General features: G+C 48.0%; 16 protein-coding genes. 5 read left to right on the top strand and 11 right to left on the bottom strand.

The features are described from left to right. Positions 1–4: 4 nt before the first annotated feature. From crcB to gpmA, 5 genes are all read right to left on the bottom strand, one after another. Positions 5–391, bottom strand: coding sequence for a fluoride efflux transporter CrcB (gene crcB, locus HMPREF1212_RS14875; RefSeq protein ID WP_028730484.1), 387 nt, complete (start codon positions 389–391; stop codon positions 5–7). Between the two features lie 75 nt (positions 392–466). After that, the gene (pheS, locus tag HMPREF1212_RS14870) at positions 467–1,486 is read right to left on the bottom strand and encodes a phenylalanine--tRNA ligase subunit alpha (RefSeq protein ID WP_028730485.1); all 1,020 of its coding nucleotides are present in this window, start codon (positions 1,484–1,486) and stop codon (positions 467–469) included. A gap of 295 nt (positions 1,487–1,781) precedes the next feature. Further along, positions 1,782–2,663 (bottom strand): DUF3078 domain-containing protein, encoded by an 882-nt coding sequence (locus HMPREF1212_RS14865; protein WP_046149884.1) that lies wholly within the window; start codon positions 2,661–2,663, stop codon positions 1,782–1,784. Between the two features lie 97 nt (positions 2,664–2,760). Next, positions 2,761–3,321, bottom strand: coding sequence for an RNA polymerase sigma-70 factor (locus HMPREF1212_RS14860; RefSeq protein ID WP_087880928.1), 561 nt, complete (start codon positions 3,319–3,321; stop codon positions 2,761–2,763). Positions 3,322–3,429: 108 nt separating this feature from the next. Next, positions 3,430–4,182, bottom strand: a complete 753-nt coding sequence (gene gpmA, locus HMPREF1212_RS14855; protein WP_028730488.1) for a 2,3-diphosphoglycerate-dependent phosphoglycerate mutase — start codon at positions 4,180–4,182, stop codon at positions 3,430–3,432. 145 nt (positions 4,183–4,327) lie between these two features. Here gpmA and HMPREF1212_RS14850 point away from each other — a divergent pair, with 145 nt between their 5' ends. From HMPREF1212_RS14850 to HMPREF1212_RS14830, 5 genes are all read left to right on the top strand, one after another. After that, a complete protein-coding gene (locus HMPREF1212_RS14850) occupies positions 4,328–5,356 on the top strand; it encodes a FecR family protein (RefSeq protein WP_046149883.1) in 1,029 nt (342 codons plus the stop codon). Between the two features lie 174 nt (positions 5,357–5,530). Beyond that, positions 5,531–8,635, top strand: a complete 3,105-nt coding sequence (locus HMPREF1212_RS14845) for a SusC/RagA family TonB-linked outer membrane protein (RefSeq protein WP_082099892.1) — start codon at positions 5,531–5,533, stop codon at positions 8,633–8,635. Positions 8,636–8,662: 27 nt separating this feature from the next. Beyond that, the gene (locus tag HMPREF1212_RS14840) at positions 8,663–10,345 is read left to right on the top strand and encodes a SusD/RagB family nutrient-binding outer membrane lipoprotein (protein ID WP_046149882.1); all 1,683 of its coding nucleotides are present in this window, start codon (positions 8,663–8,665) and stop codon (positions 10,343–10,345) included. A 185-nt stretch (positions 10,346–10,530) separates the two neighbouring features. Beyond that, positions 10,531–13,854: a SusC/RagA family TonB-linked outer membrane protein gene (locus HMPREF1212_RS14835; protein ID WP_052725011.1), complete on the top strand. Its 3,324-nt coding sequence runs from the start codon at positions 10,531–10,533 to the stop codon at positions 13,852–13,854. Positions 13,855–13,869: 15 nt separating this feature from the next. After that, entirely contained in the window at positions 13,870–15,489 is a 1,620-nt protein-coding gene (locus HMPREF1212_RS14830) for a SusD/RagB family nutrient-binding outer membrane lipoprotein (protein WP_046150417.1), read from the top strand. Positions 15,490–15,498: 9 nt separating this feature from the next. On the opposite strand, the gene HMPREF1212_RS14825 is transcribed toward HMPREF1212_RS14830, so the two are convergent. From HMPREF1212_RS14825 to HMPREF1212_RS14800, 6 genes are all read right to left on the bottom strand, one after another. Then, positions 15,499–16,272, bottom strand: a complete 774-nt coding sequence (locus tag HMPREF1212_RS14825; protein WP_028730494.1) for a prephenate dehydrogenase — start codon at positions 16,270–16,272, stop codon at positions 15,499–15,501. 131 nt (positions 16,273–16,403) lie between these two features. Further along, positions 16,404–17,471 (bottom strand): bifunctional 3-deoxy-7-phosphoheptulonate synthase/chorismate mutase type II, encoded by a 1,068-nt coding sequence (locus HMPREF1212_RS14820; protein WP_028730495.1) that lies wholly within the window; start codon positions 17,469–17,471, stop codon positions 16,404–16,406. Between the two features lie 9 nt (positions 17,472–17,480). After that, positions 17,481–18,665 (bottom strand): pyridoxal phosphate-dependent aminotransferase, encoded by a 1,185-nt coding sequence (locus HMPREF1212_RS14815; protein ID WP_046149880.1) that lies wholly within the window; start codon positions 18,663–18,665, stop codon positions 17,481–17,483. Continuing rightward, positions 18,640–19,485, bottom strand: coding sequence for a prephenate dehydratase (locus tag HMPREF1212_RS14810; protein WP_028730497.1), 846 nt, complete (start codon positions 19,483–19,485; stop codon positions 18,640–18,642). The genes HMPREF1212_RS14815 and HMPREF1212_RS14810 overlap by 26 nt, the downstream gene beginning before the upstream one ends. A gap of 260 nt (positions 19,486–19,745) precedes the next feature. Further along, positions 19,746–20,672 (bottom strand): hydrogen peroxide-inducible genes activator, encoded by a 927-nt coding sequence (locus HMPREF1212_RS14805; protein ID WP_028730498.1) that lies wholly within the window; start codon positions 20,670–20,672, stop codon positions 19,746–19,748. A gap of 6 nt (positions 20,673–20,678) precedes the next feature. After that, entirely contained in the window at positions 20,679–24,725 is a 4,047-nt protein-coding gene (locus HMPREF1212_RS14800; protein WP_046149879.1) for a hybrid sensor histidine kinase/response regulator, read from the bottom strand. Between the last annotated feature and the right edge of the window lie 253 nt (positions 24,726–24,978).

The raw sequence follows: 24,978 nt of genomic DNA, 5'->3' as shown, positions 1-24,978 counted from the left end.
TTTATTATTTCACGAAAGATAATACATTTTTTCCGACCAGCAAACCCAGAAATACGGCAATAAGTCCTAAAACATTGCTCGCCAGTATGTTTATGAATGCAAGTTTATAATCGCCGGTTTTCATCAGCGACATTGTATCGAGTGCAAACGAAGAAAAAGTGGTAAATCCGCCGAAAAGTCCGGTAAACAGGAATGCCCGTGTGTTGACGGAGAAGTTGTAACTTTCGGCCAGGCTCCAGCAAAAGCCGATCAGGAAAGAGCCTATTACGTTGACGGAAAGAATTCCGAAGGGAAAGGAGTATTGCAACAAACGCTGTACCCACATGGAAACTCCATAGCGTAATACAGTGCCGATTGCACCTCCTGTAATTAAAATTAAAACCTTTATCATATTATCCTCCTTTGTGTGTTTCCCCCGGGCTGGTTAAAGGCCCGGGGAAGATGGTAAATGATTTAGGCTTTCAATTTAATTGGCTGATTCGAATTGTTTCAGGAAACGAACATCGTTCTCTGAGAACATTCTAAGGTCTTTAACTTGGTATTTCAGGTTTGTGATACGTTCGATACCCATTCCCAGGGCGTAGCCAGTATAAACTTTACTGTCGATACCGCAACTTTCCAAAACATTCGGGTCTACCATACCGCAGCCGAGGATTTCTACCCAGCCGGTATGCTTACAGAATGCACATCCTTTGCCGCCGCAGAGGTTGCAGGAAATATCCATTTCCGCAGAAGGCTCCGTGAACGGGAAGTAGGAGGGGCGTAAACGTATTTTCGTTTCCGGGCCGAACATTTCTTTTGCAAAGAAAAGCAGGGCTTGTTTCAGGTCGGCAAATGAAACATTCTTATCGACGTACAGCGCTTCTACCTGGTGGAAGAAACAGTGTGCGCGGTAAGAGATCGCTTCATTGCGGTACACACGTCCCGGGCAAATGATACGGATGGGAGGCTGTTGAGTCTCCATCACGCGGGTCTGTACGGAGGATGTGTGTGTACGGAGTAAAACGTCCGGATTATGTTGTATGAAGAATGTATCCTGCATATCACGAGCAGGATGGTCTTCGGCAAAATTCAATGAAGAGAATACATGCCAGTCGTCTTCGATTTCGGGGCCTTCTGCGATGCTAAAGCCCAGACGTCCGAAGATGTCGCATATTTCCTTTTTAACAAGAGAAAGCGGGTGGCGTGTTCCCAGTTCAACGGGATAAGCCGTACGGGTCAGGTCGATATCATCGTTGCCTGTCTGCACGTTATCGAAACTCTCTTTCAGTTCGTTTATCCTGTTCTGAGTAGTTTCCTTCAGTTGGTTAAGGAACTGTCCTACTTCACGTTTCTGATCGGCCGCCACGTTGCGGAAATCATTCATCAGCGCGGAGATTTCTCCCTTTTTGCTGAGGTATTTGATGCGTAAAGCTTCCAGCTCTTCGGCATTTGCTGCCTTCATGTTCTCTACTTCTTGTAGCAGAGCCTTGATTTTATTGATCATTTCTAATCATATTTGTTTTCGACGTGCAAATTTAGTCCTTTCTTTTGGATACTGCAACCGATTGTAGCAGGTTTTTCAGGAAAAAAGATTGCTTCGGATGGAAAAGTTACTCTGATAGGAAAGAATGGTCAGTTTCAGGCTATCCCGGTGATTGTGCCATAGTAGTGGCACAATTGTGCACTAGGTATGGCATTTTTGTGCACTACGTGTGGCACAACTGTGCCATAAGCAATGCACAATTGCTTTATCCCTAATGGGGATCGATATCTGCTTCATGTAGAACCTGACCGATTGGTTAGAAATTGTAGGCCAGCCCCACGCCGAGTATCTCTTTGAACTGCACTTTTGCGCCGTGTTTGGTGCCGTTGTCGTCGAATGTTTTCACGTCGTTGTCGTATTTAAGCGTCGTGTTGAGCGTGGCGGAAAGGAATTTATTGATCTTCATGCTGATGAGCATATCCCAGTTGACGTCGATGTTGCCGAACTGGTTGCTGTAGGGGGTGAAGAAGTCGGCTGTCGTGATCAGGCTCACGTTTTCCATCACCGGCATTTCGGCACGGGCTTTAAGATAAGCGCCGCATTCGATCTTGAAACGGTCGCCCGGATCGACACCGAAGGCTCCGATCTCCGACAGGTAATCGTCTTCCACAAAGGTCATCTTGGCCGAAACGGGAGAGAGGTAGACCGAATAGTTGCTCTTCGGACGGTATTCCATACCCAGCGAAACGTTGGAGTAGGCCGGGGCGAAGAAGTTGGAGATATAATGCTCCTTGTCCGGGTAATTGTAACCTTTGGCGAACTGCGTGTTGAGGTCGCCCATCAGGGTGTAGAACCAGACATTGTTGGTCGAGTAGCCCAGCTGGGTGGAAAGTCCGATCTTGTCGGTGCTCTTGCGCATGCCCTGCGACTTGGTTTTCGTCAGTCCGTAGTCGAGTACGAGGTTGGTCACCCAAAGCCAGTTGCCGCTTTTATGTGTCAGCGAACCGTTGAGGTAAGCATTTCCGGCTACGGAGTTCTCGCCGCCGGCCGACCAGTTGGTCATCGCCGTTTGCGACAGGTTGAGGCCTGATACGCCTTTCAATACATATTTTCCTTCCTCATAGCCTTTGTCGTCGGTCTGAGCATATCCGATCGTTGCCAGTGCGGCAAATAATATCATGAATAATGTACGTTTCATTTTATCGTTTATTTTAGTTGTTTTAAATAGAGGGTACCCTATTATTTAAACATGTTTGGTTATATTTTGTTTAAACGTACATTTGTTTTGATTTCATTTAGCTCAGCAAAACCATGAGCAACGGCATATAGTCTTTGAGTTCGACGCGGAGGATCTTCAGCGCTTGTGAGATGCGGTAGGCCACAGTTTTGGGCGAAACCCCCGTCCTTTCTGCAATCTCATTATAGGTAAGGTTGTCGAAACGGTTCATTTCGAACGCTCTTCTATAATCCTCCGGGAGCTCCCGGATCGCCTTGGCTGCCAAGGCGATCAACTCGTTTTCTATGTAAAAGTCGGGATCTTCAAACTGGTTTTCGAATTTGGCGAACAGCTTTTCATGCACCCGTTGCTTAATCTGGTTGTGGGTGATGTTATTCAGGCATTTGTTTTTCACCATCATAAAGAGCAATGATTTCAGCGACAGTTCGGGAACCAGCGAAGCACGGTTTTCCCAGAGCCACATCATTACTTCCTGTACGATTTCTTCTATCTCAGTTTCGGCTACATATTGGGAAGCGAAGGCGCACAGCCCCCGGTAATATTGCTTGTAGATCGTGTCGAAGGCGTGTTCGTCCCCCGTTTTTAAGAGATGTAAGGTTTGTTCATTTTCCGTAATCACAATAGCTAGTTTTTTTGTTTCGTACAAACATAGGCAATTATTTCCTTATTAAACAGGCAAAGCCCGGAATTTTTTTATGCTTCCGGGCTTTGAATTTGAATTAAATAACTATTTCTTAGCTTTCTTTCCCTGGTTGGCTACCGCTTCCATCAGCTTTTTGATTTCTTCGGGGTCACCCAGGAAATAATCTTTTACCAGGATGCCGTCGTCGTCGAATTCGAGCACGTAAGGCACTGCGGTGGGAAGGTTCAGATGCACGATGTCTTCGTCGGCTATATCGCGTACATATTTAATGATACCCCGCAGGCTGTTGCCGTGGGCGGTCACCAGGATCTGGTCGGACGTCTTGAGCGAAGGGAAGATAACCTCTTTCCAGTAGGGCAGGATGCGTTCTACGGTATCTTTCAGCGACTCCGTGCGCGGCAGCTCATCGTCGGGCACATTCTTATAACGGAGTTCAAAGCGCGGGTTGCGAGGGTCGTCCTCTCCGAGGGCATGCGGGGCCACATCGTAACTTCTGCGCCAGATGTGTACCTGTTCGTCGCCATACTTCTCGGCTGTCTCGCTCTTGTTGAGCCCCTGCAGGTCGCCGTAATGCTTTTCGTTGAGTCGCCAGCTTTTTTCAACTGGTATCCAGTCCTGATCCATCCGGTCGAGTACGTTATTTAAAGTTTTTACAGCACGTTTCAGATAAGAGGTATAGGCTTTGTCGAAAACGAACCCCTCTTTTCGCAGCAGGTCACCTGCCTTACGGGCTTCTTCTATTCCTTTTTCGGTGAGATCGACATCGGTCCAGCCGGTAAAACGGTTCTCCTTGTTCCAGGCACTTTCGCCGTGGCGGAGTAAAACAATCTTTTTCATAAACTTTTTTATTAGTGATAACTCTCTGTCTTATAGGATAACAACCGAACAAGCGGAAAAGATTTTGAATTTTTTCTAAAAATAATTGCATTTCTGTTTAGTAGGTTTATTCGCTGAATTGTATTAATATTAGAAGCAGAAGAATATGGAAACGATAAACGAGGAAATATTATTACAGTACATCGACGGAATGTTGACCGCAAATGACGCGGCAGCCGTGGAAGAGTGGCTGGCTGCTTCTCCCGAAAACGAGAAGTTGCTGGAGCAGCTTTATTTCACCCGTGAAGTGGTGAGCCGGGTACGCGTGATGCAGTCGGTCGACCCCGAACAATCGTTACGCCGTTTCAAAGCGCAAGTTCATAAGTTAGATAAGAAGGTTCGCCTTCGCCGGATGATTGGTTTAGCACAGCGGGTAGCCGCAGTTCTGTTTGTTCCGTTATTAGTTTTAGCTGCATTCTTCTGGATGCAGGGAGGTAAAAAGGAGGTGCGCATGGTTGAAGTGCGCACCAATCCGGGCGTCGTTTCGATGTTCAACCTGCCCGACGGTTCACGCGTTTGGCTGAGCTCGGCCAGCCAGTTGACGTATCCGTCCGACTTCGTGGCCGGTAGCCGCGAGGTGGAACTCGAAGGACAAGGCTATTTCGAAGTAACGCATAATGCTGCACAACCTTTTATCGTCCATGCCGGACAGGAGTATGAAGTGGAAGTGCTCGGAACAACTTTCAACGTCGCAGCGTATTCCGACGACGACCGGATCGAGACAACGCTGGTGGAAGGCTCCGTCAACGTACATGTAAAGACTGTCGGCGGACAGGAACTATCCCGCCGGATAAGGCCCCGCGAAAAGGCAACCTTCACCAAAACAACGAAAGAGCTTGAAGTGGAAACCGTTAATCCGGAACATGAAACAGCCTGGAAAGATGGCGAACTAATCTTCCGCAATCATCCGATGTCGCAGGTACTTAAGGTATTAAGCCGTCACTACCATGTGAAGTTCGAGGTGAAAGACTCCCTGGTACTGAAGTCGATCATTACAGCCAGGTTTAAAGATGAACAACTACCCCAGGTGATGGAATATCTCCGTCTGGCTTCGGGGATCAAATATACTATCCACAAAGTACCTGTAAACTCAACTCAAACGCAAGACATCCCGATAATAGAAATATCAAAATAATAAACTAGTATTAATTGTTAAATAATCTGATTGCCTATGGAATATACTTAGGAATTTCAACCGACGTGTGCTGTTTTGAACGACAGCCTTATATATCTATTGTTTAATTCATTAAAAAACACAAAGTTATGAAAACCAATTCATAAATACTTTGTAACCCTAAATAAGAACGATATGAGATACTCTTTATTAAAGAATTGCTCAGGATTAAGAAAATTACTGGGTATTTTCATCGCACTGGTAGCATGTGGTTACCTGAGTGCACAGCAGGTTTCCGGCGTAGTGACGGATGCAAATGATGGTTTCGGACTTCCGGGCGTAAGCGTTTTAGTACCCGGTACTACTAACGGTACAATCACCGACGTGGATGGTAACTATACACTTGATGTGGATGGTGGAAAAGATCTGCAATTCAGTTATATAGGATACGCAACGATTACGGTTGCCATCAACGGCAAGACTAAGATCGACGTAGAATTAAGTGAAGACACACAGAAAATAGACGAGGTAGTGGTTACCGCTTTGGGTATCAAGCGTGAAAAGAAAGCGCTGGGATATTCCATGCAGGAACTGAAAGGGGAGTCGCTTACCCAGACTCGCGATGCAAACGTGGCTAACGCCCTGGCTGGTAAAGTGGCCGGTTTGCAGATCAAACAGAACGGTACCGGTGTAGGCGGTTCTACCCGTATCGTGATTCGTGGTAACAACTCGATTGCCGGTAACAACCAGCCGTTGGTTGTAGTCGACGGTGTGCCTATCGACAACTTCAGCGGGGGTACCGACGACTTCTACGGTAACGGTAACGTGGACAAGGGTTCCGGTATGTCGGATATTTCGCCCGACGATATCGAAAGCATGTCTGTTCTGAAAGGCCCGGCCGCAGCTGCGCTGTATGGTAGCCGTGCCGGTAACGGCGTTGTGATGATCACAACCAAGAAAGGTTCGCAGTCGAAAGGCGTAGGCGTAAACTACAACCTGAACTTTACTGCCGAGAACCCGATGCAGACTCCTACTTTCCAGAACGTTTACGGACAGGGTGCTGCCGGTGCCTTTGATAATAATGTATATGGTAGCTGGGGCCCGAAGATGGACGGATCGACAAAGGACATGGCTTTAGGTTCATTCGGTTATGCTGCACGCGACAACAATTTGTATAAAGACTTCCTGCGTACCGGTACTTCCTGGACGAACAGTGTCGACATCAGCAAGAGCTCTGAAGATATTACTTTCCGTGCAGGTGTGACCCGCCTTGACAACAAAGGGGTAGTTCCTAACAGCGGCCTCGACCGCACCTCTATCAATTTGCGTTCTACCGCTAAATTGGCTAAATGGTTATCTGCCGACGTGAAAGTAAACTATATCAACCAGCATACCAATAACCGTATCAAGCTGGCTACCGACCCCGACAACATTTTCCTGAATTACCTGAGCATGCCGCGTAGTGTGGGCTTCTCCGATTATTCCGGTTATGAATCCAACAACTGGAAACGTGCCGATGGTAGTGCCGCCGGTTTCGTAGTGGATCACAAGACAAATGCGGAGAGCCCCTTCTGGTCTGCCTACCGTATGACTAACAACGATAAGAAAGACCGTTTGATTGGTTTCGCAGCTTTGGATTTTACATTTACAGATTGGTTGAGCTTGAAACTGCGTTCAGGTATGGATAACTATACCGTTCAGTATGAATGGGTTCGTGGAACAGGTACACCGTATTGGGAAACAAACGGTAGTATGCAGGCCAAATCCGAAAAATTCAACGAGATCAACTCCGACTTCCTGTTGACAGCCAAAGGTAACTGGGATCGTTTCGGTATCGTGGGTACAGTAGGTGGCAATATCATGTATCGCTCTACCGCTCTTTATACCGAGAACTCCGGCGAATTTATCATTCCCGATTTCCATGCTATCGCCAACGGTAAGACACATGGCGGCGAGTATGAAAAGACACGCAAACAGATCAATTCTGTCTATGCAACGGCTTCTATGTCATGGGACGATTACCTGTATCTGGATTTGACAGCCCGTAACGACTGGTCGTCTACCTTACCTAAAGACAATGCTTCTTATTTCTATCCGTCAGTGGGTGCAAGCTGGATCTTTACCCAGATGATCAATAAGATGGGTGGTAGCACAGGTTTCCTTACTTTCGGTAAACTGCGTGCTTCCTGGGCACAGGTAGGTAATGATACCGACGCATATATGTTGCGCGACTATTATAAGATCGGTTATGATATCAAGGGTGGTATCTTCAGCGCGAACAACGAAGATTGGATGGCTAATCCTAACCTGAAGAACGAAACGATCAACTCCTGGGAATTGGGTCTTGAACTGAAAGGTTTCAACAACCGCGTAGGTGTTGATCTGGCTTACTACAAGAAAAACTCAAAAGATCAGATCCTTAAGATCGATGTTCCTTCCGCAACCGGCTTTAAGAAGAAAATGATCAACGCTGGTAATATAGAGAATAGCGGTGTCGAGATCGCTCTTAACGCTACTCCGGTGATTACTGAAACAGGCTTTACCTGGGACACTCAGCTGAACTGGTCAAAAAATAAGAATAAGGTCGTTTCACTGACCAGCGATACGAAAGAGCAGATTTTAAGTGACCCTTCCGTTACCTTCCTGAAAATCGTGGCTCACGAAGGGGGTGCTTTTGGCGATATCTACGGATATGCTTACGAGCGTGACGATAATGGTAACATAATGGTCGGTGCCGACGGTGTGCCCTTGCGTTCAGAAGATATGGTGAAACTGGGTAACAACCAGCCGGACTGGCTGTTGGGATGGAACAACTCTTTCTCTTACAAGAACTTCTCTTTGAACTTCTTAATCGATATGCGTAAGGGTGGTGATGTATACATGGGATCTATCCGTCAGGGTTCAACCAATGGTTCGTTAGAAATGACACTCGACGGACGTGAAGACGGTATCGTTGTTCCGGGTGTACTGGCCGACGGTTCCAAGAATACACAGAATGTAAGTGCTGAAAAGTATTGGAACGGTATCTCCGGTATTACAGAAGCCTGGATGTATGATGCAACCAATATCCGCCTGCGCGAGCTGAGCCTGGGTTACAGCGTGCCGAAGTCAATGCTTTCAAAGACTCCGTTCACAGCATTAAAGCTTAGCTTCGTTGCCCGCAACCTGTTTATGATCTACAGTAAGACCAAAGGGTTCGATCCGGAAGCAGCTTATACTTCAGGTAATGCACAAGGTATTGAATACGGTTCTATGCCGACGATGCGTAGTTTAGGTTTCAACCTGAATGTGGCTTTCTAAAATCTACTAATCTAAAAAAGAATTGTTATGAAAAATGTTAAGATATTAGCTGCTTGTTCACTTCTTTTACTGGGCGTGTCCAGTTGTGATCTGACGGGGTTGAACGAGAACCCAAACAAGCCGTCCAACGATGTCGATTATAATATGAACGAGCCGCGTCTGCTCGGTACCGTCCGTGGAGGTAAAATCATAGACGGTGATGTTGAACAGCGTTTAAAAGCCTTGCAGGTTGACCTGTATTCTCAGATGCTGGTCGATGGAGGCGGTTGGTCGACAGCCAACTATGTTCAGAACGATGGGTGGAACCTGGTTATCTGGGAACAATACCTCAAACAGCTCGCTTCCCTGAATATTGTGATCCGCGACCTTTCGGCCCGTGAAGATGCCGACAGTTATGCAAATACAATAGCCTTTGCACGTATCTGGCGTGTGTATGTACACTCGATGGCTTCCGACCTGTTCGGCCCGATGCCTTTCCCGAAACCGTCCGACGACGCCGAGGCTAACCCGCCTTACCGTGAGATGGAGGATATCTATACAGAGTATTTCGCCGAACTCGACGAAGCTCCGAAGATGTTCACTTCCGGTGCAAAGAGTATTTTCACGGATAAGAGCAACGATATCGTATACCAGTGCGACAATGAGGCCTGGAAGCGTTTCGCCAATTCACTTCGCCTGCGTCTGGCTCTCCGCGTTTCCGAAGTAGCTCCCGACGTTTGTAAGGCACAAGCTCAGGCAGCGATCAATGCCGACGGTGGCCTGATCAGCAGCTCCCGCCAGAACGCCTACATGCCTCCGAAGGCTGACGGCTCATGGGGACAGGATTACAACTACGTGATGTTCCAGATCACCTGGGGCGGCCCGTTGAGTATGTCGAAATCGTTTGAGAAACTGGTTACTAACATCGGTGGTGTTGCATGGCCTGACGGCGTTGAAAATACGACTCCGACACTGAACGGTGATCCGGCAATTCCGGTATCTTCCGTTCATCCGGCTAAGGTCGACCCGCGTGCCCCGAAAATTTTCCAGCCTTCTATCACAGGCGGTAACTGGCAAGGTCTGCCGTATGGTGCCCGTTCGGAAGAACAGAACAAGGGCGAGTACGTGGTGAAGAACTACGCCGAACTGGGTTACCTGGTGAAAGACGGTGGCAAATACAACTCACGCCCGTACGACGTATTCCTTTACGAAGAAGTATGTTTCCTGAAAGCTGAATTGTTTGCCCGTGGTATTCTGTCGGGCGATGCCAAGCACGAATATGAAGAAGGTGTAAGGTCATCCTTCGAAAAATGGGGTGTAGGTAGTGAAGCCGATGCATACCTGGCCTCTACGGAAAAGAACCTGGCCGGAACAAGTGCCAAATATGACGATCAGTCCGGAGCTGGCAACACCGCTCTTGAAAAGATCATCACTCAGAAATACATTGCCGGTACTCCCGATTTGTCCTGGGAAGGTTGGAGCGACAAACGCCGCCTGAACCTGCCGCGCCTGGATGTAGCTATCTACCGTGATGAAACCGTTTACGGAGGTTATTCGAAAGATATCAAGGATCCGAAGAACTTCATCAAACGTATCAAGTATCCGGTAAAGGAAAGTCTGGTAAACAAGGATGAATATAATAGAGGTGTCCAGATGTTGGGTGGTAAGGACAACGTTGCAGCCAACCTATGGTGGGACAAAAATGCAAACTACTGTACCTCTGCCGAATAAATCCGGTTGGACATGTTTTGAAATTATTTCAACATAATTAATAGTAAGCTCACCTGAAGTGCTCTTTCTGTGAAGATGGGGCCTTCAGGTGAGTTTTTTTATGGGCTGAAGTTGTATTTGTGTAATAATTGCGTACATTTACCCGAAATAAGATCTGATTATAAAGCATGATAAATAACGTTACTATGAAAATTTACCTCTTAATGTTGGGGTTGCTTTTGTGTGTCGGGGTCAAAGCACAGGTAGTCCGGGACGACCTGATTGTGCTTAAAACCGATATATCCGGGAAAACGCTGGCGCAGATATTGGACATGATCGAGCAACAAACCCCTTATTCCTTTATATATGACGCGCAGGTGATTGACCTTTCTGTTCCCGTCCGCGACAACTGGGAAGGTAAAACCCTGTTCGATCTCTTATATCTTTTATTTAAAGACACCGATATCGCCTACACGGTCGTTAACAAACAAATCATATTGAACCACCGCGAAGATGTGATCCGTATGCAGCAAAACGCTCCCCGCCGGGTAACAGGCACCGTAAAGGATAAAAGCGGTGAGCCGGTTATAGGTGCCAACGTCCTGATCAAAGGCACGAGCCAAGGCACTGTGACCGATCCAGACGGCCGTTTCACGCTCTATCTGCCGCCCAAGGCTACTCTCCAGGTGTCGTATATCGGCTATCTTCCGCAGAAAATCCAGTATGATGGAGAGAAAACCCTTCAGATCCAACTTGCGGAAGACTCCCAGCAGTTGGGTGAAGTGGTCGTTACCGCCCTCGGGCTTCATAAGCAGGAGGCCTCCCTTCCATACGCTACCCAATTGGTGGCCGGTGATGAGTTGGTGAGGGCGAAAGACCTGAATTTCATTCAGACGCTGGCTGGGAAAACCGCCGGTGTACAGATCAACCGCACCTCTTTCGGACTGGGTAGCTCGGCAAGAGTTATCATCCGTGGTTACCGGTCTGTGTCGGGAAACAACCAGCCTTTGTATGTGATTGACGGCGTCCCGATGCTGAACAGCAGCAACGAACAGGCCGTATCCGCCATCGGTGGCACGGCGGATGCCGGAAACCGCGACGGTGGCGACGGTATCTCCAACCTCAATCCCGACGATATCGAGAGTATAAGTATCCTCAAAGGTGCATCGGCTGCCGCTTTATATGGATCGCAGGCCGCTAATGGCGTGATCTTGATCACTACCCGGAAGGGACAGGAGGATGTGCAGCGCGTCACCTTCTCGTCGAGCCTGACGGTCGACCATGCCGTGAGTCTCCCCCGGTTCCAGAACGACTACGGCATGGATCGCGAAACAAAGACCAGCTGGGGTGCGAAAACCGCCTTGCCTCGTTACGACAACGTGGGCGACTTCTTTCGCAACGGCCTGACCGCTATCAACTCCCTGTCGTTCACAACCGGCAACGAGAAGATGCAGAGTTATTTCTCTTATGCCAACACTTCGGCCCGGGGCATCGTCGAACACAACAAGATGCAGAAGCATAACCTCAACTTTCGCGAAACCGCCAGCTTCTTCGACGACTACCTCAAACTCGATGCCAACGTCAATCTGATGACACAGAGCATCAAGGATCGTCCGGCTTCGGGCGGTTACTACATGAATCCCCTGGTGGGACTTTACCGGTTCCCGCGAGGCGAAGACATCAACGAGTACCGTACCCGTTTCGAAACCTTCAACGAGCGACGCAACCTGATGGAACAAAACTGGTACACCGATGGCGAGCTCGACATGGAGCAGAACCCATACTGGCTCACCAACCGCATCAAGAGCGACGACAAACGTACCCGCGTCATCGCTTCCCTCACGGCATCCCTGAAGATTACGGACTGGCTGAATTTACAGGCTCGCGGTACGGCCGACTACGCACACGATACATTCGAACAGAAAATGTATGCCTCTACCGCTCCGGCCCTAGCGGGAGCGAACGGTCGTTACATCAACCTCAATTATACGGAAAACCTTTACTATGGCGACGTGATGGCGATGGTGAATAAGAAATGGGACGACATCACCCTGACGGGAGCCCTCGGGGGAAGCATCAACAGCCGGATAGTCAATTCGTTGAGGCTCGACTCGAAAACGGCTTCGCTCTACTACCCGAACCTTTTCACGGTGGCCAACATCATCATGTCGACCGCCGCCTATATCAACCAACAGATCAATGAAAAGCGCGTCATCCAGTCGGTTTTCGCCACCGCGCAGCTGGGCTGGAAGGAAAGCCTGTACATTGACCTGACCGCCCGCAACGACTGGTCGTCAACGTTGGCCTACACCCGCTACAAAAGTTTCTTCTACCCTTCGGTGGGGCTCTCGTGGGTACTCAACAATTCGCTTGCGATGCCGGAATGGGTCAACTACGGCAAGTTGCGGAGTTCGTGGAGTAAGGTGGGCAACGACCTACCCCTGTTCCTCAGTAACCCCATCGCCGGAAGCAACGACCAGATCATAGCCGGGGGGGCGATCCAGACAAATACCGGAGCACCTTTCGACGAGCTGAAGCCCGAAATGAGCACTTCCTGGGAGGTCGGTACGGAATGGAAATTCTTCAATTACCGGGTCGACTTCGACTTTACCTATTATAAAACCAACACGAAGAACCAACTCTTCACGCTGCCTTCATCCGCCGGTGCGACCTATAAGTACTACTATGTCAACGCCGGGAATATCCAGAACCAGGGTATCGAAGCCAGCCTGGGCGTCACGCCGGTGCTGACAAACGATTTCCAGTGGAAGACCTTACTCAACTTTTCGACCAACCGCAACAAGGTGATCGCGCTTCATCCCGACCTGAAAACCTTTATTTATGGTGACGAGGGCTTCTCGTCCTCTTACTCCATGCGCCTGGTCGAAGGCGGCTCGATGGGCGACATCTACGGAAAGGCTTTCAAGCGCGACGCGAACGGCCGGATCGTCTACACCAAGGATGTGGATGGCGACCAGGTACCCGTGGTGATCGGCTCGGGCAACACAGAGAAGGTGGGCAACAGCAACCCCGACTTTATGCTCGGCTGGGGCAATTCGCTTAGCTATAAGGGGTTCAACCTCTATTTTCTGATCGATGGACGTTTCGGTGGTGATGTGCTGTCGCAAACACAGGCCGATATGGATCAGAAAGGCGTCAGCTGGGAGTCGGGCGAGGCGCGTAATGCAGGCTATGTCGATCTCGAAGGTACCCACCTCGACCCGTCGAAGTTCTATACCATCGTGAGTGGCCGTAACGGTTGTTCCGAATACTATATGTATAGCGCCACGAACATCCGCCTGCGCGAGCTTTCGCTGGGCTATACGTTCCCGGAGAAGCTGATGGAAAAGTCGAAGCTGTTGCGCGGAGTGCAGCTCTCGTTCGTTGGCCGCAACCTGTTCTTCTTGCATAAATCGGCACCGTTCGACCCCGATGCAGTGCTTTCTACGAAGAATGATAATCAGGGCGTGGACGTGTTCGGTATGCCGACCACCCGCAGCCTGGGACTGAATGTTAAACTTACTTTCTAACGGTGACAGATGAAGATGAAAAAGTGCACAAGATATATCGCCTTTGCCCTGCTGCCCTGTCTGCTGGGCATGGTTTCCTGTACGGGTAGTTTCGAGTCGTATAATACAGACGATACCGGCTTTCCGGATGGGTTGAAGGAACAGGAATTCAATAAATACGGCCTTCCGCTGAAAGTTGTCCAGCAGGGAATCTATTTCAACTACGACTGGGGTGGGGGAAAGAACTGGACGTTCCAGGTAATGCAGAACCTCGGTGCGGATATGTTCGCGGGCTATTTCCACGATTTCAATCCCTTCATCGAGGGACGGGGCAACACCATCTACAACATGCAGGACGGTTGGAACGGTTCCTTTTGGGAAAACACCTACGGTTTCATCCTACCCGAAGTGTTGAAGGCGCAGGAACTGACCGAAAAAAAGTATGCCTCCTTTTTCGGAATAGCATGCATCCTGAAAGTGGAAAGCATGCACCGTGTTTCGGATTTGTATGGGCCCATTATCTACACGGACTTCGGGTCGAAGACCGGATCGAAGCCCGATACCCAGCCGAAGGCTTACCGCGCTTTCTTCAAAGATCTTGATACCGGTATCGAAATGATCCGCCAGTATATGGCTGAACATCCGGAAGTGGAGAACTTTGCCAAGTTCGATATCCTTATGCCTGTGGGGAAACGTACTTATGCCGAGTGGATCCGTTTTGCCAATTCCCTGCGTCTCCGCCTGGCTGTCCGTATTGCGATGGCCGACCCGCAGCTGGCCGCTTCCGAAGCCCGTAAAGCTCTGTCCGACGCGGGAGGATTGTTGGAGGAGGACGACGATATCGTTGCCGTCTCGGCCAACGGTAGCGGCTACTATAATCCGCTGGGAGAGATCAACGTAGCTTGGGGCGAAGCGATCATGAATGCCAATATGGAGTCGTATTTGACGGGGTATCAGGATCCCCGCCTGCCGAGATATTTCTCCAGGGCCGTCGGTGGTAAAGGTATTGAACTCTTTCCGGTGGACGGTACCTATAAGGGTATTCGCCAGGGAACGGGGTTCAACCATAAGAATTATAGCGGGCATTCAAAAACGACGATTACCCAGTCGACCAATGCCGTGCTGATGACTGCTGCCGAGGTTTGGTTCCTCCGTGCCGAGGCTGCCTTGCGGAAATGGTCGACGGAGAACGTGCAGTGGTGCTACGAGAATGGCATCCGGGCTTCCTTTGCGCAGTGGAGTGCAGGCGATGTCGTGCCATATCTTCAGAATACCCGTACGCCGGTTGCGTATAAGGATGCTTTCAATGCTGCCTTCGACGTGCAGCCCGTGAGCCGGGTTACTCCGGCCTGGGACGAAACGGCTTCCCCCGAAGTGAAACTCGAAAAGATCATCACCCAGAAATGGATCGCCTGTTATCCCGAAGGCTGCGAAGCCTGGGCCGAACAGCGTCGTACGGGCTATCCGCGTCTCTTTCCCGTCCTGGTGAACGATAGCCAGGGAACGGTCGATACCGCCCTGGGCCCTCGTCGTTTCAATTTCTTCGTCGGTATCAAGACCGCCAACCCGGAGCAGTACAACGCCCTGGTCGAAGCCCTTGGAGGCCCCGATAATTGCGGTACCCGGTTGTGGTGGGATACGGGAAGGAATTTCTGATGTTATTTCTTATTCGATATTCTTGCGTATCTTGGTCAGATACCCTTTCATCGCTTCCGAATCCTTGTCTTTGATAATTTCCTGCAGGATATTCAGTTCTTCCTGTATGCGGGAAATCTGTTTCGGGGTACGCGGGTTGAAGAGTATTTCCGTCAATAGATAATCATCTTCAGACAGCAAACCGCGGGCAATCTTCATATGGCGTTTGAATGTCGTACCCGGAGCATCCTGATGCTTCATGATGGCAGCAAATACCATTGTTGAAGCGAACGGAATACCTAAAGAATAGGCAACCACCTTGTCATGTTCCTCAAATGTATATTCGCGGATATTCAGACGCAGGGCGGAATAGATATCTTTGAAGAATATCTTTCCCAGGTGATCCCCTTCCGATATGATGATCGTATTCTCTTTTTCCAGGCTACCCAGATTGGCGAATGTCGGGCCGAACATCGGGTGAGTGGAAACATACGGGAAACCACAGGTTTCGTAAAACTCTTTCAGATGGGTCTTTACGGATGCTATGTCTGAAATGATACAGTATGGCTGCAGGTAAGGCAAAACTGCCTTGAATGCTTCAATCGTGTAATTCAATGTTACGCAATTGATAACAAGTTCGGGGGCAAACCCTGCAACCTCTTCCGGTTTCTGCAGGCGAAGGGCATTGTAGATGAAACGCATCCGCTTCGGATCGTTTTCCAATACAGCCACTTCATGGTCAAAACTCAGCAGGTCGGTGAAGAAAGAACCCATCTTTCCGGCACCTAATATTAATATTTTCATTGTCTTATTCTTTTTGTCTATAATTTACGCTACCCGTCAACGGGAGGTGACGGGTAACGTCTGGCCTCGTTGACGACAACCGTCAACGAGGGGTGACGGCTGCCGTCTCTTACCGCCGATGAAAACTGCTATTATTCATTCATGATGATCATCTGCTGGCGAACAGATTCTTCATGTATCTCTTTCAATATCTCCTTTACAAAATCAACATTCAGTTCCATCGTCTGCCCCATATCCGAACGTTTTTCCAGGATTTCGCTGTAACGCGGTGACTGGAGGATGGGCATGTTATGTTCTTTCTTATACACACCGATCTCGCGGGAGATGCGCATACGTTTAGCCAACAGTTCGAGTAGTTGTTCGTCGATGCCGTCGATCTGGCGGCGTAGTTCGGCCAGGTTTTCGGTAGTCTGTGTCTCGTTACGGATAACCAACAGGTTGACAACATAATCGAGTACATCCGGTGTGATCTGCTGTGAAGCGTCGCTCCAGGCACAATCCGGACAAGGATGCGACTCGATCATCAAACCGTCGAAGCTCAAATCCATCGCCTGCTGTGACAGCGGAGCTATCAGTTCGCGCTTACCACCGATATGGCTGGGATCGCAGAAAATCGGCAGGTTTGGCATACGGCGGCGCAGTTCGATAGGGATGTGCCACAACGGTAGGTTACGGTACATCTTCTTGTCGTAAGAGCTGAAACCGCGGTGGATGGCACCCAGACGACGGATACCTGCACCATACAGACGTTCGAAAGCACCGATCCATAACTCCAGGTCAGGGTTTACCGGGTTCTTGATCAGGACAGGTATATCCACGCCTTTCAAAGCGTCTGCAATTTCCTGTACGGCGAACGGGTTGACAGTGGTACGTGCACCGATCCACAGAATATCGATCCCGGCTTTCAATGCTTCGAATACATGGTCTTTTGTTGCCACTTCGGTAGCTACATACATGCCTGTTTCTTTCTTTACACGTTTCAACCACTGCAAGCCTTCAGCTCCGATACCTTCGAAGCCACCCGGTTTCGTGCGGGGTTTCCAGATTCCGGCACGGAATATTTTAACGCCTTTGGATGCCAGCTGGGTAGCCGCTTCCATTACTTGCTCTTCTGTTTCGGCACTACAAGGGCCTGAGATGATGATAGGACGCTGAGGGTCTACACCGGGTAATAAGATTGATTCTAATTCCATTTCCATGATGATATTCTATTTTATTATTTTTGTTATTCTGTTTAATGCTTCCTGTAATGCTTCGTTCTTGCAGCAAAGTGAGATACGGATGTAACGTTCGCCGCAGCTTCCGAAGATAAATCCGGGGGTGATGAATACGTTGGCTTCATACAACACTTTGTTTGCCAGCGCTTCGCTGCCTTCCGCTTCTGCCGGGATCTTTCCCCAGAGGAACATTCCTACCTGGTTGTCGTCGTATTCGCATCCCAGCGTGTGCATGATCTGTCCGGCCAGGTCGCGGCGGCTGCGATAGGTACGGTTCATGTTGTCGTACCATTCTTTCGGCGCTTTCAACGCTTCAACGGCTGCATGCTGCATCGGTTTGAACTGGCCGGAGTCGATGTTGCTCTTTACTTTCAGTATCCATTGGACGAACTGTGCGTTCGAGGCCAACATCGCCATACGCCAACCCGGCATATTGTGCGCTTTACTCATCGAATTCATTTCGATACAGATATCTTTGGCTCCCGGAACACTCAGGATGCTTAACGGCTGATCGTTCAGGATGAAGCTGTAAGGGTTATCGTTACAGATGATGATACCGTGTTTGCGTCCGAAGGCAACCAGCTTTTCAAAAAGCTCCATGCTGGCGTTCGCGCCGGTCGGCATGTTCGGGTAATTGACCCACATCAGCTTTACGCCAGAGAGATCCGTCTTTTCCAATGCTTCGAAATCCGGTTGCCATCCCAGCTCTTCTTTCAGTTCGTAGGAGATCAGGTTGGCCTGTACCAGTTTGCTGACAGAGCTATAAGTAGGATAACCGGGATTGGGAACCAATACGCCATCTCCGGGATTCAGAAATGCTAGCGAGATATGCAAAATTCCTTCCTTGGAACCGATCAGCGGCTGTATCTCTGTCTTCGGATCCAGTTCGACTCCATACCATGTCTGATACCAGTCGGCGAAACCTTTACGCAGTTCGGGGATACCCACATACGGCTGGTAACCATGCTCATTCGCATTATGTGCATGTTCGCACAAGGTCTCGATGGTCTGTTCCGAAGGGGGCAGATCGGGGCTACCTACGCCCAGACTGATCACATTCTTGCCTGCGGCATTCATTTCGGCTACCTCTTTCAGTTTCTTTGAGAAGTAGTATTCCTGTACGCTGCCTACACGGTCAGCGGGTGTGATGTTACACACTTTGTTTTCCTTCTGCATATTCGCCTAAAATTTTTAAGTCCTTTGTTAATGGTATGATTGCATCCAATGCCTGTCTGTATCTTGTATAATCAGTAAATGTAAGGTCGATATAGAACAGATATTCCCATTCGCGGCCGATGATCGGCAACGATTGTATTTTAGAAAGATTCATGTCGTAGAAAGAAAGAATAGAGAGAACTTTGGAGAGACTGCCGGAGGTGTGAGGGAGAGCGAATACCAGTGAAGATTTGTTGACGTCTGACTTCTCAAGAAGATCTTCAGCTGTCCAGCGGTCTGCTATGGCAAGGAAGCGGGTGAAGTTGCGTTTGTTGGTTTCTATCCCTTCGGCCAGTATTTCCATCTTGTAGATCTGGGCGGCCAGTTTCCCGCAGATAGCAGCATGTCCTTCGAGCTTATTCTCGGCAATCCATCGGGCACTCATCGCGGTATCTTCTTTTTCCACCACTTTGGCATTCGGCAAGGTATCGAGGAAGTCGGTACATTGCATCAGTGCGATGGGGTGGGAGTTGACTTCCGTGACATCGTGTATCGACGTTCCCGGCAGCGCAACCAACGAATGCGAAATGCGTAGTTTGTATTCGCCGATCACCCGCAGACCGCTTTCGCGGATCAGTTCATGATTCTGCAGCAAGCTTCCTGCAATGGTATTCTCGATGGCCATCAGTCCTAACAAAGACGGGTCTTTCTTTATGGCTGAAATAACATCTCTGAATGTATTGCATCCAACAATTTCAATATCTTCACCTTCATAGAAGCTACGGGCGGCGATGTCGTGATACGAACCGGCTATTCCCTGAATTGCTACTTTCTTTTTCATCTTTCTAATTTATTGTCACAAAAAAAGTCCCACCGAAACCGGCAGGACTTTATATTATTTATTGATACATTTCTATCATCAACGCTTTACATACAAATTCCTGCCTTCACTCTGCTAAAGTAAAAGTAATAAAAGAAATATGTAAAGCTAAATCGATTCATTTGTTTCGTTTGTTTTTAAATACGCAGCAAAAGTAACGCTTTTTTGGAAACTACAAGCAAAAAGTGATAATATTTTTCGTCATGCAGTAAAAATAATGTTTAGACGACCTTTAATCCGGCCTGTAACGTCAGCATTTCTTTAGGCACAGACTTTTTGATACTCTCTATCAGCATACCGGCAATGGTATGACGGATAAAGTCTTTGCGGGTGATCCATACGATTTCGCGTGCCGGTTTGGGGATGGCGAAAGGACGTACCAGCTTCTTTTGTTCTTCGCTGAGTTGCAGGGTGGCCAGTTCGGGAATAAAAGTGACTCCGTTGCCGCTTTCAACCATGCGCATGAATGTTTCCAGACTTCCCAGGCGATAGGCGGCCTGGCGTAGTTTCACTTTCTCCATCTGGCAGAAACGCATCAACTGGTCGCGGAAGCAGTGTCCTTCATCCAGTAGCCAGAGATGTTCGTCGCTGATATCGGCTGTGCGGATCAGCTCTTTTTTGAATACGGGATCATTCTCGGCTACGTAACCGAAGAATTGTTCGTAATATAATGTATCTCCCTGAAGCTGCGCTTCCGATGGCTGGTTGGCTATGATGGCGGCATCGATCTCACCATTCAATATGGCAGCCATTGTGGGAGCCGTTTTCATTTCCAGGATACGGATATCCAGATCCGGATGTTTTTCCGATAGCTGCTGGAAGAAACGGGGAAGCAGGTAAGGGGCGATGGTCGGCAGGACTGCCAGGCGGAAAGTCCCTTTCAACGATTGTTCCTCTTCATTCACGATATCCTTGATCAGGGAAGCCTGATATAGAACGGTACGTGCCTGGTCAATCACTTTGCGTCCGGCCGGGGTAGGGCAGACGGGTTGCATGTTGCGGTCGAATAATTTGATACCCAGTTCGTCTTCCAGCTTTTGAATCATCATGCTGAGGGTAGGTTGTGTTACTCTGCAGTGCTCTGCTGCTTTTGCGAAATGGCGATAGGTGTCTACTGCCAGAATGTACTCGAGTTGTTGTATATTCATACTACTTTAGTTTTTTTTGTTCATAAAATCTTTCGGTAAAACTCCGAATTGTTTCTGGAAACATTTGGAGAAATAAGAAGGGTTGTTGAAACCAACCTGGTAACATATTTCGTTGATGCGATATTTCTGTGTTGCTAACAGCTCGGCGGCTTTTTTCAGACGAACCAGCTGTATCAGTTCGTTCGGGGTCATTTCCACCAGCGTCTTTATTTTGGCGAACAGGCCGGATCGGCTGATACATAATTGTTCTGCCAGCAAATCGATGGAGAAGTCTACATTCGAAATATTCTTTTCGATGATCTCGTTCATCTTCGAAAGGAATTCTTCGTCTGCTTTATTGACGGCTACACTATCCAGGGGAACGAACGGCATTTCGGAGAACTTTTTCCGAAGCTTCTTCCGCGACTCGAGCAGATTCTCGATCTGGGCGCGCAGCACCTGTGTGGAAAATGGTTTTTCTATGTAGGCATCGGCTCCGGACTTTATGCCGGCAACCTTTGATGTATTGTCGGTCTTGGCTGTCAGCAAGACCAATGGGATGTGACTGTACGAGAGGTTTTCCTTCACTTCTTTCGCAAAGGTGAAACCATCCATTACCGGCATCATCACATCGCTGATAATCAGATCGGCAGGTTGTTTCTTCAGTTGTTCAAGTCCTTCCTGCCCATTCCCGGCCAATAGTATATTATATGTATCCATGAAGCTGTCGTGGAGGAAGCTTCGCATATCCGTATTGTCTTCTACAATTAGTAGAGTAGGGCGGATGGAAGAGGTGGCGGATTGCCTGGTGGCATCTTCTGCGGTGTATGGTTCTTCGTCGGGAACCGTACAAGCCGTTACCAGATTATTTTTCTTTGCTACGGTTGGAAGGGCGTTCTGCTGTACCAATGGGATTGTAACAATAAATGTAGTGCCTTGATTTGTCCCACTTTCTACTTCGATCCTGCCGTGGTGGGCATCCACCAGCAGTTTGGCCAGTGAAAGTCCGAGTCCCGTACCCGGTCTATGGCTTTGGGCAACCTGGTAGAAAGGAAGGAATATATTTTTTAGTTCTTGTTCGGATATTCCCCGGCCGTCATCGCTTACTCTGACGACAACGAACCGGTTGTTTGTTTCGCAGGTCATTGTTATTTTCCTGTCTGCATATTTGGTCGCATTGGTCAGCAGGTTGCTGATTACCTTGGTGATCGCTTCTGGATCGACGATAGCTGTAATTTCTTTGTCCGGCATTCCAAAAGAGAAAACAATCCCTTTCTGTTCGATCATCGGCTTGAAACGATCGTACAGGTTCAGGAGCAGTTCGTATATGTTTTGTTCGGAGAAATTGATCACAAACGCGCCTTGCTCCGCTTTCCGGAAATCCAGTAACTGGTTGACCAGCGACAGAAGCCGTTGGCTGTTCCGGTCGATTATCTTCAGGGCATCCTGGATTGTCGCAGGAAGTGTGGACGAAGCTTCCATTATCTTTTCCAGCGGGCCGATGATCAGCGACACGGGGGTTCGTATTTCGTGGGCGATCAATGTAAAGAAATTGATCTTTGCGTCATGCAGCTCTTTTTCTTTTTCTACACTTAGCTGAAGCATTCGGGCCTTATGACGTTTCTCCGTCCGCAGTTTCATGGCATATATAATGTAGCAGATCAATCCTATGATAGAGATGATATAGAGGAAATAGGCGAAAGTGGTACGCCAGAAAGGGGGATGAATAACGATATCTACAGTTGTAGCTTCTTCGTTCCATATCCCGTCGTTGTTGGAACCCATTACATGGAACTTATATTTGCCGGCCGGCAAGTTGGTATAAGTCGCTTTTCGCTGGTTGCCGACAAAATTCCAGTCTTTGTCGAAGCCTTCCAGTTTGTATTTGTACTGGTTTTTTGCCGGTACGCTATAACTCAGACTGACATATTCGATACTGAATACATTATATTTATAGGAGAGTTCGATTTCTTTGATGCTGGTTGTCGATTGGGGCAGGAGGCTCTCATTTCCTATCTTAACATCTTTGTTGAATACCTGCAGGTTGGTAATAACTACCGGCGGTATATAAGCGTTGAGGGAGATCGTCCGGGTATCGAGTTCGCAGAAACCGTTGGTCGTTCCCAGGTATAGAAGTCCGGAGGAGGCCAGTAAAACGGCATTGACTCCATACTGGTCGCTCTGTAAACCATCGCTTTTAAAGAAAATCCGTTGCTCTCCGGTGTCAGGACAATAAGAGATAAGACCGTTTATCGTGCTGATCCATAAATATCCCTGATTAAAAACAATACCGGTTACGGCAGCCTGTGAAATGCTCAGCGGTACGCGGATAAAGTTACCGGTTGTTTTGTCGTACCGGCAAATCCCGTTATCGGTACCCACCCATAATTGTTGTTTGTCATCCAGGCAAAGGCTATTTATCTGGTTGGTTGATAATGTGTTTTTATCATCCGGGCTGAATGTGTATTGTTTCCATTCTTCTTGTCCCGGCTTAAAACTGTAAAGTCCTTTGCCCAATGTCGCAAACCAGATATTGTCGTCGGTGTCCTGCAATATGCAACTGGTCGTAGTTCCGGTTTCTTTGGCATTGATGAAACTGTCGTTTTTACGGTCATAACGTATGATATTCTGCATTGTTCCGAGCCAGATATTGCTTTGTTTATCTTTGTAGATAGAATAAACACTACTCATATCTGCCGGGATCTTATCGGACAAGCCGGCCGGGTATTGGGTGAATTTGCCGGTACGGGTATTCAGTATGTTCAGGTTGCCGGAATATGTTCCGATCCATAAGTTATCATTATCCAGGAATAAAGCATGGATATTATGATATGACAGGCTATTACGGCTGGGATCCGGCAGATAGTTCCTGAATGTCTTGTTTTGCGTATTGAAATAACTCAGGCCGCCGTCATCCGAACCGATCCAGATATTTCCGTCCGGATCTTCGCAGAAACAACTGATGATATTTCCACCGACGGAATTGCTGTAGTCGGAGTGAGTATATCCGTTGATCATACCTTTTATCGGGGCGGCGTAGTTCACACCACCATAATAAGTGCCGACCCATACACCACCTTCCCGGTCTTTGTAGATCGGATAGATGAATTTATTCGAGAGGCTGCTGTTCTTTAATTCGGTGGCCGTCATGACTTCTGCTTTTCCTGTTTTTGTGTCGAAGTAAGCGAGTCCGTCGTCTGAGCCGATCAAGAGGATGCCTGGTTGATACTCGGCTATATAATGGACATGAGAAATGCCGTTCGGTGTTCCCGGAGCTAGATATGATTGCATTTGCAAGCTCTTCTTATCAAGCCGGCAGATGCCGTGATTCCAGGTTCCTATCCATAGGTTATTCTCATCGCCATCTTCAATTGCATAGATTCGCAGGTCACACGGTTCCCCGTTCCTCTTTGTTATCTGGTAAGTGATGAATCGGTCGTGATCCCGGTCATAGCAGCTTATAGCTCCTTTGTTTTGTTGCGGGGCAACCCATATCGATCCCTGATTGTCGATATGTAAATAGAAAATTGTATTTGAACTCAGCGTATTCCCGTCACCCGGGACAGATATATATTGCTTTAGTTGCTGTGTCTGTTTGTTATAACAGAATACACCTTGTCCTAATGTGGCAAACCAGATATCTCCGTCGGATGCTTCTGCGATAGCTGTGATATTACTCTTGATATTGACCCCTTCGTCTGTTTGGACTGCAAAATACTTGAATTGTTCGAGTTCTGGGTTATAGATATAAAGTCCTTCATCCGTACCTACCCAGAATGTTTTATCAGAATCTTCCAATAAGGAATAAATATAGTTGTTGCCGATAGAAGTGGAGTCTCCGACAATGTTTTTGAATATCTTAAAATTATAACCGTCAAATCTGTTCAGCCCGTTTTCCGTACCAAACCACATGAATCCCTGGCTATCCTGCGTGATACTGCGGACTGTATTGGAAGACAATCCATTTTCAACCTCGTAATGGATGAACCTGAATTGTTCCGCATAAATCCATTGGCAGGATAACAGGAAAACAATGATAATATTAATATATCGGACTTTAGATAGTGCTTTCATGTTATTATCGGAGATATACTATAGGGTACAAAGGTAGAAAATATATAGAATATCCGGGCAGTGCAGGTAAAAATTACACTATTCCGGAACTTCAGTCAGGCAATCTGTTCATAGAAAAGCAATAGAATCTGTCCAATAAAATAACAAAATAGTCTACTGGAATTGTCTGTATATTGTTTATCAATCCTTTTTGCCGATTGTCAACTTTTCGGCAAATGTATTATTCTTTCATCGTATTAAACGATTTTTGCAT

It is taken from the genome of Parabacteroides sp. HGS0025, from assembly GCF_000969845.1.
GTDB classification, from domain to species: domain Bacteria; phylum Bacteroidota; class Bacteroidia; order Bacteroidales; family Tannerellaceae; genus Parabacteroides; species Parabacteroides gordonii.
The sequence above is the reverse complement of the archived record's forward strand: the minus strand, read 5'-3'. Positions and strand labels throughout refer to the sequence as shown.

What these genes read in the sequence shown, in the direction of transcription:
- HMPREF1212_RS14830 (WP_046150417.1), top strand. Translation starts at nt 13,870, where the DNA reads ATGAAAAAGTGCACAAGATATATCGCCTTTGCCCTGCTGCCCTGTCTG.
- HMPREF1212_RS14820 (WP_028730495.1), bottom strand. Translation starts at nt 17,471, where the DNA reads ATGGAAATGGAATTAGAATCAATCTTATTACCCGGTGTAGACCCTCAG.
- HMPREF1212_RS14865 (WP_046149884.1), bottom strand. Translation starts at nt 2,663, where the DNA reads ATGAAACGTACATTATTCATGATATTATTTGCCGCACTGGCAACGATC.
- HMPREF1212_RS14845 (WP_082099892.1), top strand. Translation starts at nt 5,531, where the DNA reads ATGAGATACTCTTTATTAAAGAATTGCTCAGGATTAAGAAAATTACTG.
- HMPREF1212_RS14810 (WP_028730497.1), bottom strand. Translation starts at nt 19,485, where the DNA reads ATGAAAAAGAAAGTAGCAATTCAGGGAATAGCCGGTTCGTATCACGAC.
- HMPREF1212_RS14835 (WP_052725011.1), top strand. Translation starts at nt 10,531, where the DNA reads ATGAAAATTTACCTCTTAATGTTGGGGTTGCTTTTGTGTGTCGGGGTC.
- crcB (WP_028730484.1), bottom strand. Translation starts at nt 391, where the DNA reads ATGATAAAGGTTTTAATTTTAATTACAGGAGGTGCAATCGGCACTGTA.
- HMPREF1212_RS14825 (WP_028730494.1), bottom strand. Translation starts at nt 16,272, where the DNA reads ATGAAAATATTAATATTAGGTGCCGGAAAGATGGGTTCTTTCTTCACC.
- HMPREF1212_RS14840 (WP_046149882.1), top strand. Translation starts at nt 8,663, where the DNA reads ATGAAAAATGTTAAGATATTAGCTGCTTGTTCACTTCTTTTACTGGGC.
- HMPREF1212_RS14800 (WP_046149879.1), bottom strand. Translation starts at nt 24,725, where the DNA reads ATGAAAGCACTATCTAAAGTCCGATATATTAATATTATCATTGTTTTC.
- HMPREF1212_RS14805 (WP_028730498.1), bottom strand. Translation starts at nt 20,672, where the DNA reads ATGAATATACAACAACTCGAGTACATTCTGGCAGTAGACACCTATCGC.
- HMPREF1212_RS14850 (WP_046149883.1), top strand. Translation starts at nt 4,328, where the DNA reads ATGGAAACGATAAACGAGGAAATATTATTACAGTACATCGACGGAATG.
- HMPREF1212_RS14815 (WP_046149880.1), bottom strand. Translation starts at nt 18,665, where the DNA reads ATGCAGAAGGAAAACAAAGTGTGTAACATCACACCCGCTGACCGTGTA.
- pheS (WP_028730485.1), bottom strand. Translation starts at nt 1,486, where the DNA reads ATGATCAATAAAATCAAGGCTCTGCTACAAGAAGTAGAGAACATGAAG.
- gpmA (WP_028730488.1), bottom strand. Translation starts at nt 4,182, where the DNA reads ATGAAAAAGATTGTTTTACTCCGCCACGGCGAAAGTGCCTGGAACAAG.